General features: G+C 51.0%; 16 protein-coding genes. 11 read left to right on the forward strand and 5 right to left on the reverse strand.

Annotated elements, in window-relative coordinates; all coding sequences use genetic code 11:
* Nucleotides 1-144 precede the first annotated feature (144 nt).
* The 7 genes from ABWW03_RS06230 (at nt 145) to ABWW03_RS06260 (ending at nt 7,908) form a co-directional block, all read left to right on the forward strand.
* Nucleotides 145-1,311 (forward strand): acyl-CoA dehydrogenase family protein, encoded by a 1,167-nt coding sequence (locus ABWW03_RS06230; protein ID WP_353407047.1) that lies wholly within the window; start codon nt 145-147, stop codon nt 1,309-1,311.
* Nucleotides 1,308-2,090 (forward strand): enoyl-CoA hydratase, encoded by a 783-nt coding sequence (locus tag ABWW03_RS06235; RefSeq protein WP_353407048.1) that lies wholly within the window; start codon nt 1,308-1,310, stop codon nt 2,088-2,090. The genes ABWW03_RS06230 and ABWW03_RS06235 overlap by 4 nt, the downstream gene beginning before the upstream one ends.
* A 187-nt stretch (nt 2,091-2,277) precedes the next feature.
* A complete protein-coding gene (locus ABWW03_RS06240; protein ID WP_353407049.1) occupies nt 2,278-3,387 on the forward strand; it encodes an enoyl-CoA hydratase/isomerase family protein in 1,110 nt (369 codons plus the stop codon).
* A 38-nt stretch (nt 3,388-3,425) separates the two neighbouring features.
* Entirely contained in the window at nt 3,426-4,322 is an 897-nt protein-coding gene (mmsB, locus tag ABWW03_RS06245) for a 3-hydroxyisobutyrate dehydrogenase (RefSeq protein ID WP_353407050.1), read from the forward strand.
* A gap of 223 nt (nt 4,323-4,545) precedes the next feature.
* Entirely contained in the window at nt 4,546-6,036 is a 1,491-nt protein-coding gene (locus ABWW03_RS06250; RefSeq protein ID WP_353407051.1) for an alpha/beta hydrolase, read from the forward strand.
* The gene (locus ABWW03_RS06255; protein WP_353407052.1) at nt 6,029-6,763 is read left to right on the forward strand and encodes an ABC transporter ATP-binding protein; all 735 of its coding nucleotides are present in this window, start codon (nt 6,029-6,031) and stop codon (nt 6,761-6,763) included. Before ABWW03_RS06250 ends, ABWW03_RS06255 begins: the two co-directional genes overlap by 8 nt.
* Before the next feature lie 11 nt (nt 6,764-6,774).
* On the forward strand, nt 6,775-7,908 hold the full coding sequence (locus ABWW03_RS06260) for an ABC transporter permease (RefSeq protein ID WP_353407053.1): 1,134 nt from the start codon (nt 6,775-6,777) through the stop codon (nt 7,906-7,908).
* 86 nt (nt 7,909-7,994) lie between these two features.
* On the opposite strand, the gene ABWW03_RS06265 is transcribed toward ABWW03_RS06260, so the two are convergent.
* The 5 genes from ABWW03_RS06265 to ABWW03_RS06285 all read right to left on the reverse strand — a co-directional run bounded on the left by ABWW03_RS06265 (nt 7,995) and on the right by ABWW03_RS06285 (nt 13,202).
* Complete coding sequence (locus ABWW03_RS06265) at nt 7,995-8,570, reverse strand: YceI family protein (protein ID WP_353407055.1); 576 nt, start codon at nt 8,568-8,570, stop codon at nt 7,995-7,997.
* Between the two features lie 103 nt (nt 8,571-8,673).
* Nucleotides 8,674-10,017 carry an acetyl-CoA carboxylase biotin carboxylase subunit gene (gene accC, locus ABWW03_RS06270; RefSeq protein ID WP_353407056.1) on the reverse strand — a complete coding sequence of 448 codons (1,344 nt, stop codon included), beginning with the start codon at nt 10,015-10,017 and terminating at the stop codon, nt 8,674-8,676.
* 51 nt (nt 10,018-10,068) lie between these two features.
* Complete coding sequence (gene accB / locus ABWW03_RS06275; protein WP_353407058.1) at nt 10,069-10,533, reverse strand: acetyl-CoA carboxylase biotin carboxyl carrier protein; 465 nt, start codon at nt 10,531-10,533, stop codon at nt 10,069-10,071.
* Between the two features lie 54 nt (nt 10,534-10,587).
* On the reverse strand, nt 10,588-11,025 hold the full coding sequence (gene aroQ, locus ABWW03_RS06280) for a type II 3-dehydroquinate dehydratase (protein ID WP_353407059.1): 438 nt from the start codon (nt 11,023-11,025) through the stop codon (nt 10,588-10,590).
* A gap of 323 nt (nt 11,026-11,348) precedes the next feature.
* A complete protein-coding gene (locus tag ABWW03_RS06285; protein WP_353407061.1) occupies nt 11,349-13,202 on the reverse strand; it encodes a protein-disulfide reductase DsbD family protein in 1,854 nt (617 codons plus the stop codon).
* A gap of 184 nt (nt 13,203-13,386) precedes the next feature.
* On the opposite strand from ABWW03_RS06285, the gene ABWW03_RS06290 reads away from it, so the two are divergent.
* The 4 genes from ABWW03_RS06290 (at nt 13,387) to ABWW03_RS06305 (ending at nt 17,824) form a co-directional block, all read left to right on the forward strand.
* A complete protein-coding gene (locus tag ABWW03_RS06290) occupies nt 13,387-14,091 on the forward strand; it encodes a tetratricopeptide repeat protein (protein ID WP_353407063.1) in 705 nt (234 codons plus the stop codon).
* Between the two features lie 231 nt (nt 14,092-14,322).
* On the forward strand, nt 14,323-16,269 hold the full coding sequence (locus tag ABWW03_RS06295) for an EAL domain-containing protein (protein ID WP_353407064.1): 1,947 nt from the start codon (nt 14,323-14,325) through the stop codon (nt 16,267-16,269).
* 53 nt (nt 16,270-16,322) lie between these two features.
* The gene (locus ABWW03_RS06300; RefSeq protein ID WP_353407066.1) at nt 16,323-16,757 is read left to right on the forward strand and encodes a copper chaperone PCu(A)C; all 435 of its coding nucleotides are present in this window, start codon (nt 16,323-16,325) and stop codon (nt 16,755-16,757) included.
* A 59-nt stretch (nt 16,758-16,816) separates the two neighbouring features.
* Nucleotides 16,817-17,824: a DUF2333 family protein gene (locus ABWW03_RS06305; RefSeq protein WP_353407068.1), complete on the forward strand. Its 1,008-nt coding sequence runs from the start codon at nt 16,817-16,819 to the stop codon at nt 17,822-17,824.
* Nucleotides 17,825-17,856 lie beyond the last annotated feature (32 nt).

The following is a 17,856-nucleotide window of genomic DNA, read 5'->3' on the forward strand; positions in this document are numbered from 1 at the left end:
GAGGCTATTGCTCAATAGATAACGGATGCACACGCTGAACCCAGGGATGGGTTTGCAGCGGCATGACCAAGTGCCCTGCTGGAAAAAGGTCAGGTAGTCACGAATTGCCGTACTAAAAGGCAGAAATCCTACACGAGAAAGACTATGGATTTTAATTTAAACGAAGATCAAACAGCTTATCAGGAAGCGGCTCGAGCGTTTGCTGAAGGCGAACTCATGCCTAACGCAGCGGCCTGGGATGAAGAAAAAATCTTCCCGCTGGAGACCATTGCCAAAGCGGGTGAAATGGGTTTTTGTGCCATGTATAGCCCAGAAGATGTCGGTGGCATGGACATGAAGCGTACCGATGCGGCCATCGTACTGGAAGAGTTGGCTCGCGGCTGTACTGCAACCGCTGCTTTTATCTCCATACATAATATGGCGCTCTGGATGATCGCGAACTGGGGAACCGAGCAAGCCAAAGCCGAGTTTTGTCCACGCTTGGTTACGGGTGAGCATTTGGTGAGCTATTGCCTGACTGAACCCAATGCCGGCAGCGATGCGGCTTCACTGCGCACCAGTGCCCAAAAAGACGGTGACAGCTACATCATCAATGGCGGCAAGATGTTTATTTCTGGTGCCGGCAGCACCAACGTTCTAGTGGTGATGGCGCGTACGGGCAGTCAAGAAGAGGGAGCAAAAGGCATCAGCGCTTTTGTTATTCCGGCTGACGCCGAAGGTGTGAGCTACGGTAAGAATGAACCGAAGCTCGGTTGGAATGCGCAACCGACCCGCGCGATTAGCTTTGAAAATGTTAGAATTCCCCAGCACTACCTGCTTGGAAAAGAAGGCGAAGGCTTTAAATTTGCCATGATGGGGCTGGATGGCGGGCGCATTAATATTGCGACGACGGCCGTCGGTACTGCGCAAGCTGCACTGGAGGCTTCCCAGCGCTATATGCATGAGCGCAGTCAGTTTGGTAAAAGCCTGGCGAACTTTCAGGCCCTGCAGTTTAAATTAGCCGATATGGCGACGGAGTTAGTGGCTGCTCGTCAGATGGTGCGTCTGGCTGGATTTAAATTGGATAACAACCATCCGGACAAAACCACGTATTGCGCCATGGCCAAACAGTTTGCAACCGATGTCAGTTTTAAGGTGTGTAACGAGGCCATGCAAATTCATGGTGGTTACGGTTACTTACGTGAGTATCCCATTGAGCGTTATGTACGGGATACTCGTGTTCATCAAATTCTAGAAGGTACTAACGAAGTCATGCGTATGCTGGTTTCTCGCCGCATTTTGCAAGACGGAGCAACGGAGTCGATACGATGAGTGAAACAGGTTTATTGAAATACGAAACACGTGGTCATACCTGCATTATTACCATGAACAATCCACCGGCTAATACCTGGACGCCGGAAAGTTTGCGCGAGCTGAAGGCGAAAGTTGAAGCGTTGAATGCTGACAAAGATAACTACGCCCTGATCATCGCCAGTGAGAGCGAAAAGTTTTTCTCGGCCGGTGCCGATTTGAATCGTTTCAATCACGATGACAAAGGTCAGGCCTTCGAATTTATTGGGGCATTCGGCGAAGCCTTTGAAGCGCTTGCACACTATCAAGGTGTGTCGATTGCAGCAATTACAGGCTTTGCTATGGGGGGTGGTCTTGAAACGGCCCTGGCTTGCGATATTCGCGTGTGCGAAGAACAAGCTCAGTTGGCCCTGCCTGAAGCTGCGGTTGGTTTGTTGCCAGGTGGCTTGGGTACTCAGCACCTGCCGTGGTTGGTGGGTGAAGCTTGGGCCAAGCGCATGATCCTGTTAGGTGAGCGTGTTAAAGCTGCGAAGGCAGAACAAATCGGCCTGGTGCAGGAAGTTGTTGCTACCGGCTCTGCGCTGGAAAAAGCCATCGAGCTTGCCGATAAAGTTGCGTCTCAGTCGCCAACTTCGGTTCGTGTGTGTAAAGAGCTGATTATGGCGGCGCGCAATCAAACAATGAATTCAGCTCGCGCCCTGGAGCGTGAAACCTTTGTGAAACTGTGGGATACCCAGGATCAGAAAGAGGGTGTGGCGGCGTTTATAGAAAAGAGAAAGCCTGATTGGAAAAACGCTTAACGTTGTCCTTGTCAGGCGTACTTTTTCTGTGACAGCGGCGTCAGTGCTGTGCTCATTCGGTTGCGTACTTTGCGTACTTTGCGTACGTTCCCTCCTTTGCGCGCAGTGCTTCTTTGCTTTTACGAAAAAATGACACCTCCAAGAACAACTTGAATCTTTGATCGAAGTCTAATTATTTTGAGAAACGATGATGGCTGAATTACCTGTTTTGTTTGAAGAGCTGGATGCGGCGGGTGGCAAGAAGATTGGCTTGGCCACGCTGAATGCCGAGAAATCTTTGAATTCCCTGAATCTGCAAATGATTGATTTGTTGCAGGAACGTTTTAGCGCCTGGGAAGACGATGACTCCATTGCTTGTGTGTTTCTGCAGGGAGCTGGTGACAAAGCGTTTTGTGCGGGCGGAGATGTAGTTGCCTTGCACGGTGGTAGCGCGGCTTATGGCGAAGAGCTTCCCAATGATTATTGCGTGACGTTCTTCAGTCGTGAGTATGCCCTCGATTACCACATGCACACCTTTAAGAAACCAATAATTTTATGGGGGCATGGCATTGTTATGGGAGGTGGCCTTGGCTTAATGGATGCGGCCAGTCATCGCGTCGCCACAGAAACGAATCGCATGGCCATGCCCGAGGTGACCATCGGTCTTTATCCTGATGTTGGAGGCACTTGGTTTTTAAATCATGCACCTGGCAACACGGGGCTGTTCCTGGGTTTAACTGGCGCCAACATTAATGCCAGTGATGCCAAGTTTGTGGGGCTGGCAGATCGTCTCGTTGCCAATGAATACCGGGCCAAGGTGCTAGCTGACTTGCAGGCCGCTGATTGGTCTGGCAGTGCGGATGCGACGGTCAATAAAGTTCTGCGTCATTACGAATCTGAATCCGTAGCTCAGATGCCTGAGCCCAATGTTCGTCCGAACTACGATCTGATCAATCGTCTCTGTGATGGCGATTCAACTGCAGAAATTTGCGAAAACATTCTTGCTCACCAAACCGAAGACAAGTGGTTGTCGCGTGCGATTGACACACTGCGTAACGGTTGCCCGGTGACGCCCCATTTAGTAGTTGCCCAAATGCGAGAAGGGGCCCACAAAGGTCTTGCGGACGTGTTTCGTATGGAGCTGACCATGTCGCGTCACTGTGCGGCCAAAGGTCATTTTAAAGAGGGCGTTCGTGCATTACTGATTGATAAGGATCGCAATCCAAATTGGCAGCATAACAACATTGCTGAGGTTACTGAGGTAGAAGTGGCGGCGTTTTTTGAGCCTTTTGCCGATGACCCTCTGGCGCATCTCTAAGTCAGGCATTGACCAGGAATTAACAGTAGGAGAATCCTATGAGTAAAAAAGTCGCTTTTATTGGTCTGGGCAATATGGGGGCTGGGATGGCCGCTAATTTGGTTAAGGCTGGCTTTGAGGTTTCCGCATTTGATTTGGCCGCCGATGCTTTGGCCCAAGCCCAGGCGAATGGCTGTACAAGCGCAACTGACGCGGCGACTGCCGTGGATGGTGCCAGTTATGTGGTGTCGATGTTGCCCAATGGGCACATTGTGGAAAATCTGTATATTCACAATGAGCAGCTGCTGAAGCGTATTGCCCGAGATGCGTTGATTATCGATTGCTCGACAATTGCACCTGAAAATGCTCGTAATTTAATTTCGGCTGCATCTGATGCAGGCATCTCAGCCATCGATGCGCCTGTTTCCGGTGGTGTGGCGGCGGCCGCGGCAGGCACGCTAGCCTTTATGTGTGGTGGCACTGAAGCTGCTTGTGAGGCGGCAAAACCTATTCTGGAGGCGATGGGCGCCAACATATTTCGTGCGGGGGATGCCGGCGCAGGTCAGGTAGCGAAGATTTGCAATAACATGCTGTTGGCGATTCACATGACCGGCACCGCTGAAGCCTTGCAGTTGGGTATGGACAATGGTCTGGACCCGGCAGTGTTGTCTGACATCATGTTAAAAAGTTCAGGTTGCAATTGGAGCCTGGAAAAATACAACCCGGTGCCCGGTGTGATGGATGGTGTGCCCTCCAGCAATGGTTATCAGGGAGGGTTTATGGTGGATCTGATGTTGAAAGATCTTGGTCTGGCCATGGAGGCAGCGTTGGCAAGCCGTTCATCTACCCCAATGGGCGCAGCAGCGCGGAATCTTTACAGTCTTCATAAAAACAGTGGACAAATGGATAAGGGGTCGAAAGATTTCTCTTCTATTCTTGAGTTGTTCGCCAAATAATCTTCGGACCCGTCGCGATATCAGAGAGTTGTTTCTGTGCTGATGTCGCGCTCCTTTCCTTCTCTTCGCTGCGGTTCTCCTGTGACCGTGCTGATGTCAGACAGCGTTATTATTCTGTAACACATTCCCGCTCTGTTACTTGTAGACTAGAGGCATCCGCCAGTTTGCCGTTTTAGCAAAGCCCGCGTAGTATCCATGGCTTCAATAACAATAGGTCTACACTATGCATTCATTGATTGCAGCGTTGATGTTGACGCTGGTACTGACATCGGCTATCAGCAGGGCGGGAACCGAAACGACTGCTGAGCAGACCGGCGTACTCACCCCGTGCTACTTGCCCAATCTGTCGGATCAAATCTCCTGTGGCTCAGTATCCGTAGCCGAAACTGAAGATGGCGAACAGACCATCGATGTTCATTTTGCAGTCTTGCCAGCGCTGAGAGAAAAACACGCGGAAGAAGCGGTCCTGGTTATTGCGGGTGGACCCGGACAATCCGCGATGGATTTGGCCGGTCACTTCAATCGCATCCTCAGTAAGGTACGACGCGAGCGTGATATTTTGCTCATCGATCAGCGAGGTACCGGCAGATCCAATAAGTTGCACTGTGACCAAATGGATTCTATTGAACAATTGTCCTTTGACGACCAGAGCCTTGATATCGAAAAAGAGACTCGCAATTGCAAAGACGAACTGGGCGCTGATTTAAACGGTTACAACAGTCGTCGAGCATTGGATGATTTCGACCTTATACGCAAGAAACTCGGGTATAAAAAATTACACGTTTTTGGTACGTCATACGGTACGCGAATGGTGCAGCTCTATATGCGCCACTATCCGGAAGTCGTTGCTTCAGGGATTATGGATGGTTTGGTTCCATTGCAACAAAATGTGTTGGCGGTTGGCGAATCGGTCGATCATTCCATGGCATTACTGTTGGATCAATGTGAAACCCAGAGCGCCTGTCATCAGCGTTATCCGAATCTTCGCCAGGATTTTCAAAATCTGCTGGGTAATATCGGTGGGCAAACCCTGTTACAAGGTGTGAAGCACCCCGTATCGGCTGAAGGCGCGGCACTTCGACTGACACGTGGCAAGCTCAATGGTGTTTTGCGCTTGGCGCTCTACAGTCAGCAGGCTCGAACCTTATTACCTTACACCATTGACCGCCTCAAGCTCGGAGACAGTGGTCCGATTCTTGGGTTATTCGGGATGACTCTGTCGGGCTTGGATCTGGCAATGGGGATGCACGCGGCGATTGTTTGTGCAGAAGATTGGCCTCGATTAACGGATAAAGATCGCGCTCAGATGAAAGGCAGTTTGATTGGGGAAGATATGCTGGCTGCCCTGGATATCGCCTGCCCGGTTTGGAATGTGGCGCCGAAGCTGGACGATTTTGAAAAGCCGCTGGAGAGTAATATTCCCAGTCTGTTGCTGTCGGGTAAATATGATCCAGCAACGCCTCCCGCCTGGGCAAGCACAATGGAGCCACAACTGAGTCATAGTCTGCATGTTATTTTCCCCAATGCCACTCACGGGGTTGCCGGGCATACCTGTGCAAATGAACTCATCGCTGACTTTATTGCCAATCCAGATCCGGAGGCGTTGGATTTGAGTTGTGTGGACAAGGATAAAGAACGAGGCTTTTTCCTCAATGCCAATTCGGCCGCCGCCGATCAGGCTGATAAGGCCGAGGAGTCCAAGGACAATGATTGAAGTGCAAGGTTTGACAAAAAAAATTGCGGATGTGCAGGCGCTGGATGATCTGAGTTTCCGTGCCGATGATGGAAAAATTACCGGTTTACTCGGGCCGAATGGAGCGGGCAAGACCACTTGCCTGAGAACGTTGTTTAACCTCTTATGTGCCGATAAGGGCTGGGCCAAAGTGGACGGTATCGACGTCAGTCAGCACCCATTGGCCGCTAAACAGACCTTGGGCTTGTTTCCTGATCCTTTTGGTTTGTACGAACGGCTGACGCCGAGAGAGTACATTCAGTATTTTGCCGAGCTGAATGGCCTGAAAAAAAACGCCGCGCAACAAGCGTGTGATGAAGTGCTGGCGCGTTTGCAAATGCAGGATATTGCAGATCGTCGCTGCAAGGGGTTTTCCCAGGGACAGCGTATGAAAACGGCTCTCGCTCAGGCTATCGTCCATAAACCGAAAAACATTGTACTAGACGAGCCCACTCGTGGTTTGGATGTGATGAGTACCCGAACCTTGCGGGATCTATTGTTGTCCCTCAAAGCGGACGGACACTGCATTTTGTTTTCTTCTCATGTAATGCAGGAAGTATCCGCCCTATGTGATGAAGTTGTCGTGATGGCTTCGGGTCGAGCCATTGCTCAAGGTAGCCCTCAAGCGCTTTGCGAGCGTACCGGGCAGGACAGTTTGGAAGAGGCGTTTATTGCGTTGATCGGATCAGATGAGGGGATTGCAGCGTAATGGCCGCCTGGATGAAAATTTATAAAAAAGAAATGAAAGATGCTATCCGTGATCGCCGTTCGGTGATGGCTGCGCTTTCCTATTCGATTGGCACGCCGTTAATTATGTGTCTGTTGTTCGTAGCCATGATTGACAAGTTTTCTAGCCCCAGCGCGCTTTATATTTCTGTTGAAAATGCGCGCCAGGCTCCGGAGCTGATGCGTCATCTCGCGAGTCGAGACATTTTTCCTGACTCGGATGTGCCTGAAGGGGAGGTGGTCAAGGCCGTCAGTCTGCATATTGATGAGAACTATCTGTATGCCATGCAGCATGGTGAATTGGCAAAGCTTACGATTACAGCGGATTTTTCCAACGACAATTTGCGCAGTTCGATACGGCGGCTGCAAAGAGAATTGCGATCGTTCTCCAGGGAAGTGGCAGCGCTGCGTTTGTTAACTCGTGGAGTTTCTCCGGAAGTGATTCGAGTACTTGATGTGCAAGCGAAAGATACCGCCAAGCCTGAGGCAAAAGGTGGTTTCATTGTCGGTGTTGCCATCTTTATGATGATTTACGCGGTGTTCATCTCTGGTATGAATCTGGCGATCGACACCAGCGCAGGTGAGCGGGAGCGCAATTCATTGGCGCTCATGTTGAGTCTGCCAATACGCATTCGAGATCTGGTGCTTGGTAAATTGTTCGCGGTCAGCAGTTTTGCCTTGTTCGGCTTGTGTATGATCCTGCTGGTATCGAAAATAGCGTACAGTTTTGTGCCCTGGCAAGACCTTGGGGCGAATGTTGTGATTGATACACGCTTTGCCTTGTATATGTTGTTGTTCAGTTTTCCATTGGGATTGTTAGCAGCCAGTATGCAGTTGTTTGTGTCATTCATGGCCAAAACGTTTAAAGAAGCACAGTCCTACTTAACCATCGTATTGATTGTTCCAATGGGTATGGCCATGGTAACGGGCTACGATATCGGCCCGGATGTGCTGCGTTGGTTGCCAGTGTCAGGGCAGCAAAAGGCCTTGATGGAAGTGGTAAAAGGGAATGCTCTGCCTTGGGATTCGCTGTTGATTGCGACGGCCATTACGCTGTTGTTAACTGGGGTCTTGGTTGCGGCGTTAATGAAACTGCTCAGCAGTGAGAAGACGGTTTTTTCACTCTAGTCAGATAGGCTCAGTCTGTTGACCGCTGGTTTGAATGATGTGTAGGTGATGCGAGTTCGGGGCAGGTATCACTGCCCCGAAAGTGATCAATTGGCCTTTAAATCCAAAACCAATTGGAAATTCACCGGCGCGGTTGTGGCAATAGCGATGCCGCCAACGGTACTGGCCATCTTGTTTAAATTCTCGGCAGGAATGCCATAGTCCGTCGCGGAAATCACAATCGCTTTGCGGCTGCTCACCATTAAACTGCGTCCGGTATTGGCAACCAGCAACTCCAGTTCCAGTGGTTTTGTCGTATTCCACAGAGTCAGTGTCGCGGTAACATTCAGCACGTTAATTTCCCCGGTTTTAGGCAGGCTGTCGGGACGGATGGTTGCGCCTACTTCGATTTTTGGGTGTTGGTCAACGTTGAAAAATAAGGTTCTCAGGCTGTTGTCTCGAACGGGATTGATGGTGTCCAGATACTTTAAGTCGATATTGGCGACAAATTTGCCGTTTTTGTCGAGTGAGCCTGTCAGGCCGCCAATGCTTGCCGGTTCAATCACGTATTGCTTCTTGGTGGTGGCGAAATTAAGGATCGATAAATCGGAATTGATTTTGTAATGCCCGGCGAACAGCTTGGGCGCGCAGAGAAGACACAGGGCCAGCATCCAGTACTTCATTTTATTCTCCGTTGAGTTGATGACTGTGCTTGCAGCATATCAGAAAAAAAGGGGGAGAGCCTTTTGAGCTCTCCCCCTTTGATACGCTGAAAAATGAACAGGCTTAGCTGATGCCCAGTTTCTTTTCCAGATAATGGATGTTGACACCGCCTTCGGCGAAGGCGCGATCTCTTGACAGCTCTTGCTGCAATGGGATGTTGGTCTTAATGCCGTCCACAATCATTTCATCCAGAGCGCTGCGCATACGAAGCAGAGCTTCTTCACGAGTGTCACCGTAAGTGATCAGCTTGGCGATCATGGAATCGTAGTTGGGGGGGACTAAGTAGCCACTGTACAAATGTGAGTCAACGCGCACACCCAGTCCGCCTGGAGGGTGGAAGTTGGATACTCGGCCTGGGCTTGGCAGGAAAGTCTTTGGGTCTTCGGCGTTAATGCGCGCTTCGAAAGAGTGACCTTTGATCACGATGTCTTCCTGGCTCAAGGACAGAGGCTCGCCACAGCATACGCGAATTTGCTCTTTGATCAGATCGACGCCTGTCACCATTTCAGTAACGGGGTGCTCAACCTGAATGCGAGTGTTCATTTCAATAAAATAGAAACGACCATCTTCATACAGGAATTCAAAGGTGCCCGCACCGCGGTAACCAATTTCAATACACGCATTCACACAAGACTGCTGCACTTCAGCGCGCACGTTGTCGGGAATACCAGGTGCCGGCGCCTCTTCCAGAACTTTCTGGTGGCGACGTTGTAAAGAGCAATCGCGATCGCCCAGGTGAATTGCACCACCTTGTCCGTCGGACATCACTTGGATTTCAACGTGACGCGGGTTCTGAAGGAATTTTTCCATGTAGACTGTGTCATCACCAAACGCAGCTTTTGCTTCGGCTTTGGTAATGGCGATCGATTGGATCAGCTCGTCTTCTTCGTGCACTACACGCATGCCACGACCACCACCACCGGCAGCGGCTTTAATGATGACGGGGTAGCCAACATCGCGGCCGATACGCAGACAGGTTTCTTTGTGCTCAGGCAGAGGGCCATCGGAACCGGGAACAGTGGGGACGCCGGCGCGCTTCATCGCAGAGATCGCAGAGACTTTGTCGCCCATCAGGCGAATAACGTCAGCGTCTGGTCCGATAAAGGTGAAGCCACTTTTCTGCACTTGCTCGGCGAAGTCGGCATTTTCTGCCAGGAAGCCATAGCCGGGGTGAACAGCGGTGGAGTCCGTGATTTCCATGGCGCTGATCAGCGCAGGAATGTTCAAATAACTTTCCGGAGATGGGTTAGGGCCAATGCAAACGGATTCGTCAGCAAGGCGCACATGTTTCAAATCGCGATCGATTTTAGAATGCACAGCTACGGTCTTGATGCCCATTTCTTTACAGGCACGCAAAATGCGCAAGGCAATCTCACCGCGATTGGCAATGAGTAATTTCTGTATCATAAAGGTTTCCTCAATGGGCTATTGTAATATCGCGTGTTGTTACGGGGCGACTTAAACAATAGTTACCAGAGGTTGGTCGAATTCTACCGGCTCACCATCTTCAATCAGAATGGCTTCTACCACACCGGCTTTGTCGGCTTCAATTTGGTTCATCATTTTCATTGCTTCTACGATGCACACAACGTCACCAGGTTTAACGTTCTGGCCCACTTTGACGAACGGGCTGGCGCCTGGACTTGGCGCGGTGTAGAACGTGCCGACCATAGGTGATTTAACGGCGTGAGTGTTGCTGGCCGGTGCGGCAGGTTCATTGCTCTCCGCAGCAGCAGGTGCAGCCGCCGGAGCAGGTGCGGCTGCAGGCATAGGTGCCATGGCGGCAGGCATCATAGAAACGGCAGGCATAGAAGAAGAGCCACGACTAATGCGTACGGATTCTTCGCCTTCTTTAATTTCCAGTTCACCGATGTCAGATTCTTCAAGCAGCTCGATCAGTTTTTTAATTTTACGGATGTCCATGTTTAGTCTCGCTAAATGTTCTGTCGTTAAAAACTTATGGGTATATACGTTGGCCTAGAAGCCGTTTTCGATTGCCCAGTCCAAAGCCAGTTCGTAGCCTTTGGCGCCCAGGCCACAGATAACGCCAACGGCAATATCTGAAAAATAAGAATGATGTCGAAAGCTTTCACGTTGGTGCACATTGGAAAGATGCACTTCGATGAAAGGAATGCTGACGCCTGCCAGTGCATCACGCAGAGCGACGCTGCTGTGAGTAAAGGCGGCGGGATTGAAAATAATGAAATCAACGCCTTCGCGTCGAGCATCGTGGATACGTTCAATCAATTCGTACTCGGCATTGCTTTGCAGGGCCATAAAATGGTGGCCAGCGTCTTTGCAGCGGGTGCTTAATGCCTGGTTGATATCTTCAAGGGTGGTGTGACCATAAATCTCCGGCTCACGAGTGCCGAGCAAGTTCAGGTTGGGGCCGTGTAAAACCAGAATTGTGGCCATGGCTGCTGCCCTTGTTGTGATTATTGATCTGATGAATAAGTGCAGTGTGCACGAATTTTGGGCGCCTGTCTATGTGAATGACCAAAAACACTGATTTTGGCGAAGATGCCAACATGATTGGCGAAGTTATTTGGCTTTGGTTCAGTAAAAAAGAGTAGCGTATCTCCTGTTTTGAAGAGTTTTGGTATGTTTTCCCGAAAATGGGCGGTATTTTTAGGTTTTTGTCCGCCTTTTTGTGGAAGATGTTTGAAGTTGAAGTTTTCTCTGCTTAATTTGACCAAACTTCGCCCATCTTCGTTGATCTTGCTAAAGTCGAGTTGTCGCTAGTTGGTTTTGGTGGCCTTTAAAAGAATATCTTCTGTAAGTAATTGGGGAAGAAGGGTTACTTCGCCTTCGTGATAGAACACATACAAGGGAACGCCGTTACGCCCATGACTCTGCAGTAGCTCAGTAATATTGGCATCGTAATTGGTCCAGTCGGCCTTCAGTGCCACGGTGCCTTGTTGCTCAAGTTGTTGCTCAAACTTGTCGGTGAAGGCAATTCGCTCATTGGCAAGGCAGGTTAAACACCAGGCGGCGGTCGCATTGATAAAGACGGATTGCTGGTTTGCCAGGGCCTTGTCCAATCGCGCCGTGCTGTAGTTTTGCCAAAAGCCCTCTGTTTCGGTTTGGCTTTGGGTGGATAGGTTGCTCATCAATCCAGGCAGGGCAAGTGCCAGCACAATAGACACAGTTGCCAGCGCTTTGCTGATAACGCCCTGATGACGTAATAACCACAGAGCAAAAGCGATCAGGGTCAGGCCCAGTAGAGACAGTGCAACCGCATCCCCACCCGCTTGACGCCCCAATACCCAGAGTAACCAGATGGCCGCAATAAACAGTGGGAAAGCCAGGGCCTGTTTAAACGTTTCCATCCAGGGGCCGGGTTTCGGTAGGTAGCTGCCCAGTTTGGGCAAATAGCTGAGCAACAAAAAGGGGGCAGCCATTCCGAAGCCCAGTGCGGCAAATACAGACAGGGCCACGCCGGCACTTTGGCCCAGGGCAAAGCCCAACGCGGTTCCCATAAATGGTGCCGTACAGGGGCTGGCGACGACACAAGCCAGAACGCCGGTGAAGAACGACCCCTGATATCCCGACTTCTGGGTCAGCTGTTGGCCCACGCCCATCAGGCGATTTCCGAATTCGGCGAGACCTGCCAGGGACAAGCCCATGGCAAAAAACAGATAGGCAAGCAGACTGACAAAGAGAGGCGATTGCAGTTGAAAGCCCCAGCCAATAGCTTGGCCGCTGGATTTCAGGATGAGCATCAGGGCTGCAATAGCGACAAAGCTGAACACGGCCCCAGCGGTATAGCTCCAGCCGTGCAACTGTTTGCTACCGGGGCTGTTGCTGGCTTCTGCAAGGCTGAGGGCTTTGATGGATAGTACGGGGAACACGCAGGGCATGAGGTTTAAAATCAGGCCGCCCAGAAAGGCGAACACCAAGGCGCTCAGTAAGGAGCCTTGTGATAGGGCACTATTCTTGGGACCTGTTATGGAAGTTGGGGCGGGAGCTTCCGAGATTTTGCCACTATCAGCATTGACGGTATACCACAGCGTGTGGGGCGGATAGCACAATCCAGCATCGGCGCAGCCCTGAAATTCCACCGCCAGGCGATATTGATTGCTGTCCGCATTGTCGTTCTGCAGCTCGATCTGGGTGTTGTGGTAATACACTTCCAGTTCTTTTTCGAAGACCTGATCGAAAATGCGTTTACCTATTTCAAATTCTGCTGTCAGGGCTTCTGTGCCACTGTTTTCATGTTGCTGGAATTTAAAACGATCTTTGTACAGGTAGTAGCCATCGGCGATTTGCCAGTCGACTTTTAATTTCCCATCACTGAAGAAGACTGCTGCTTGGTAGGCTTGATCGATGGGCAGGAAATCGACGCTTTGATCGACGTTGGCGACATTAAACGCAGAACCAAGGCTCGGCTCGCTGGCGCTCATGCTGGATTCCAACCCTGATTCGGTCGCTTGTAGGCCGATAGGGCTTTCTGTGTTTGCAGGCTCGCTGCTTTGTTCCTGTTCAGGGTTCAGGGCGAAGGGGCTGGCCTGGGGATCCTGCCCCCAAGCTGCACAGCCAATGAGCAAGCTCAGGGTGGCGAAGCAAATACGAAAGCGTGTGGAAAAACTCATAAATCTGTCTCGATTAATCGCAGTACTGCGGCTGGCGTCATATTTTGGCGTTTGCAAGGTTTGCTTTGTTTCACGCTTTGTTGCACAGTTCCGCTGTCTTTGTGGGTAATTATACGTAGATTCCAAAGCGTACCCACCCGCATTTGCTAAAACTTAACTCAAAAAAGTATCACAAGGGCTGTTCATGTATCCCCGTAGCATATTGCTGCTGTTGTTGGCGTCTTTAGTTGCCTGTCAGGCTCCCGTTCCAAAGCCATCTCCCGAGCCGGTGAAGCGTGCTCAGAAACCTCAGCCTGATTTTCGGGCAGCCCAAATCAACAGCCTGCTAAGTGATGCGGAAAAGGCTTTGGCTGCGAATCGGCTCACCATCCCAAAACACAACAATGCACTGGATTTGTATCGTGCTGTGTTGGCGATTGATCCCAACAATGTGCAGGCAAATTCAGGCCTGCAAATGATACCTCTACGGTATGTGGAGATGTCCCGCAGTGCCGCCGAAAAGGGCAGTTTGTCTAAGGCCAAGACCTGGTTGCGGCGCGCACTGACCATAGACCCAGAGAATGCCCCAGCCAAAACGCTGTTGGCAAAACTGCAGAAGGTCAATGTGCCTGCGGCCGCCAAAACCAACCCTGCTCAACAACATAACGATGACAACCTCTATTTGATTGACCCTCAGGCATTAAAAAATAAAGACGAAAGTCTGCATCCCTATCTGCAGCTTATCGCTCAGCGGGCAAAAGTGGATGGTTTGCTGGCCATCATCAGTGCGCCCACCGATGCCCAGGGGCGTTGGATTTATTTGCAAATGAAGAAGGCGCTGCCGGGCTATCGTCTACGCGGCGACATTCGTCGCGGTCGCAATCCGCAAATCAAACTGGAGGCTCCCTGAGCACCAGCTGTGTGGCGGGATGAGCTGTCTTGTGCCTCAACGGTGATCCCGCCCTGTGCTTGTCATATCAATTTCGTAAGGAAATGCGTGCCGTTTTGCTTGACGCTAAGGCCTGAAGGCGGTTTTTCTTCTATGCTTTCATGTTAAGCCTTAAGGAGATTGGTCTTGTGGCCGATAGGTGGAGGGTAGGTTCAGCCTCAACCGGCCTTAGGGAAACCCAACCACAGGGGAATGACAGCAGTGACTTTGTTTCGGCAATTAATTATCGCGATCAGTGTGCTGATGTGCACGCTTCTGGCGATCAATCTGGTCATTAGCGTATTAAACGCGCGGCTCTACTTTCACGAACAAATGCAAAATCATGCTGAAGATACGGCGACGTCTTTGGCCTTGACGCTGTCTGGGCCTGCCGCACAGGCTGATGATGCCCAGGTGCGTTCACTGGTCGACGTTATTTTTGATCGTGGTTATTACCGTAATATTATTTTCCGCAAAAGTGCGGACAACCAAGCCGCAATTCATCGTGAACTGCCGGTAGCCATCGAAGGCGTGCCAGACTGGTTTATCAACATGATCGATCTGCCTGAACCGGTTGGGCAAGCTGAAGTCGTGAGCGGATGGCGAATTCTGGGCAATGTGGTTGTGGTAGGCAATCCAGGTTATGCCTATCGGGATTTGTGGCGCGTGTGCATTCAGTACATCTATATCTTTTTGATTACCGCAGTTATTTGTTATGTGGTGGTGGGATTGGGCCTACGTTACCTGCTCAGGCCTTTGAGCAAAGTGGAAAATCAGGCCGAAGCGATCTGTCGACGTGAATTTCCCGTGCAGGATGAACTGCCGAAAACCGTGGAGTTGCGTCGGGTGGTCACCGCGATGAACCGCATGGTGCAAAAAGTCCAATCCATGTTCCAGGAACAAGTGGGCTTGACCGAAAGTTTATACAAACAGGCCCACCTGGATTCGGTAACTCAACTCTCCAATCGTCGTGACTTTGATGCGCGCTTTCGGGCATTCATCGATTCCGAGCGAAGCGGGAATCGAGGGGCTTTGTATTTGTTGCAGATTCAAGGCCTGATCGAATTCAATGACAGTCATGGTCGTGATGCCGGGGATGAATGTTTGTTGTCCATTGCTAATACACTACGTGAAGTGGTGGTTATGAGCGATGCGATTGTTGGGCGTCGGTCCGGGGCGGATTTTTCAATCTTTGTGCCTGAGCTGGATGAAGGCGAAGCCAAGAGCCTGGCCTCAGAGCTGATTAATTCGCTGTCCCGCCGCAGTTGGTACCAAAGCAAAGAACTGGTGCCGTATATTGGGGCGGCCCACTCGGAATCCATTGCCCGTGAGAATAATTTACTGTCGCAAGCGGATATGGCCTTGCGTCAGGCGCAACACCATGGCGAAGGGGGTGGCCATTGGGCGATAGCGGAGCGTGAAACCGCCGAGTCTGCCCGCCCGGCTCATGAGTGGGGTGACATGATCACCTCGGCGATCGAGCGCCGTGCATTCGTGCTGCACTATCAGCCTGTGTACGGCGTGGATGGGAGCCTTATCCATTTGGAGGTTCTGTGTCGTTTGCAAGAGGGCGAAGAGTTACTCACTGCGGGCGTGTTCTGGCCGATGGTAGAACGCTTCAATTTAAGTGCCGACCTCGATCGAGTACTGATTGAAATGCTGGCGGAGCAAGGCCCGGCAGGTGGTTCTATTCTGTGCGTTAATTTATCGCCCAACTCCTTGCACAACAAACAATTTGCGCCGTGGTTGGAAGAATTTCTGCGCAGCAATCCGCGCTTTGCTGAGCGCTTGCAGCTGGAATTGCCTGCACAAATGCTGGAGGCGGATGAGGAGCATTTACGCACCGTGGTCGAGCGCTTGGGGCCGGCTTGTGCGGGTGTTTCTCTGGATCACTTTGGGGTTGCCGGCAGTGAGTTTATGCACCTGCAAAGCATTGCACTGCGCATGTTGAAGGTGGATATGCGCTTCACCCACAGCCTTGATCCCAAGTCCGACAGTCGCTTCTATGTGGAAACCCTCCTGAAAATCGCTCGCAGCTGTGATCTGACGCTCTATGCCGAAGGCATTGAGACCGAAGAACAATGGCAGGCCGTCAAGGATTTGGGGCTGGACGGTGGTCAGGGGTATTATCTGGGTAGACCTAGTGATCAGCCGTTGTAAGCTTTAGTTCATCTTGCCTGAAGCATACTCCGGCCCAAACATCGGAGTGTGCAATGGGCTTTTTCTTGAAAATTTGTCGTTTTTTTACCCTATCTATGTTGCTGGCTCTTGCCGGCCCTGTCTCGGCTCTGGAGCAGCTTGGGGAGGCCTACAGCCGGCCTCTGCCGCCAGGACAGAGTACCGCTGTGGCTTATTTAGAACTGCGTAATGATGGCGACAAGCCCATTCGTTTGATCTCTGTGAGCAGTCCTTTGGCCCGATCTGCCGAGTTTCATCGTCATATACATGAAGACGGCATGATGAAGATGCGCAAGCTCTCTGGAATTGACCTGGGGCTTGGCAAAATTTTACGGTTTCAACCCGGCGGATACCATATAATGCTGTTCGGGGTAAAAAGGCCGTTACGTGTTGGTGATACATTCACTATGCAAATCGAGACTGATACCGGTGAGAGCCTGGATGTCGATGTGCGGGTGAAGGCCTATTAATCGGGGCGGGCTGTAAGACGAGCCAGGTGCCCGACAGCAAAATACTAAGGAGCTAATCAATGAGTTATTCAGCGAACGGAGGTGCCTGGTTTCGCGGTACGGGGTTTATCCTGGGGATACTTCTGCTGGTGACCGTCGTGTTGGGTATCTACTGGAGCTCCGAGCCGGGTGAAAACTTTTACCTCTCGAAAGACAGCGAAGTGCGCTTCCGCGCCTTGCAGAACTCCAAAATAACCGGAGTGGAAACCACCAAAACACTGATCAGTGTGGCAGATACTCTGCTGTATAAACCCGGTGGTTTTTTATCCAATGACATTTTTCCTCCCGGCGTATGGCTAGACAATATTCCAAACTGGGAATACGGTGCGCTGATTCAGGTTCGAGACCTCAGCAAGGCCATGCGTGAAAGCTTTAGTCGTTCCCAGTCCCAATCTACCGAAGATGTCGATTTGGCGCTTGCCGAACCGCGTTTTAATTTCGATCATAACAGCTGGATGCTGCCCGCTTCCGAGAAACAGTACAAGGAAGCGACTATGTATCTGCAGCAGTACCTGGATCGTTTGGTTGACGACGATGCGACTGATGCACAGTTTTTCGCTCGCGCGGATAATCTGCGTAACTGGTTGCGCACGGTCGAAACTCGATTGGGCAGTTTGTCCCAGCGTTTAAGTGCCAGTGTTGGTCAGCGTCGTATTAACACCGATTTGGCGGGCGAGGAAAATGCCAGCCAGAGCACGCCAACGCCCACCGAGTTAGAAGTGAAAACGCCATGGCTTGAAATTGACGATGTCTTTTATGAAGCGCGTGGTTCTACTTGGGCGCTGTTACAGTTTTTGCGCGCAATGGAAAGAGACTTTGCCGATGTTCTGGAAAAGAAAAACGCTCGAGTGAGTTTGCAGCAAATTATCCGCGAACTGGAAGCCGCACAGGAACCGATTTTGAGCCCCATGATCGTCAATGGCAGTGGCTTTGGTATGTTAGCCAACCACTCTTTAGTTATGGCTTCCTACATTTCCCGGGCAAATGCCGCGATTATTGATCTGCGCGAACTGCTGTCAAAAGGTTAATATACGCCCTGACTGTTCGAGGTGGGCAATCG

The sequence above is a fragment of the Pseudoteredinibacter isoporae genome, from assembly GCF_040372805.1.
Lineage (GTDB): Bacteria > Pseudomonadota > Gammaproteobacteria > Pseudomonadales > Cellvibrionaceae > Pseudoteredinibacter > Pseudoteredinibacter isoporae_A.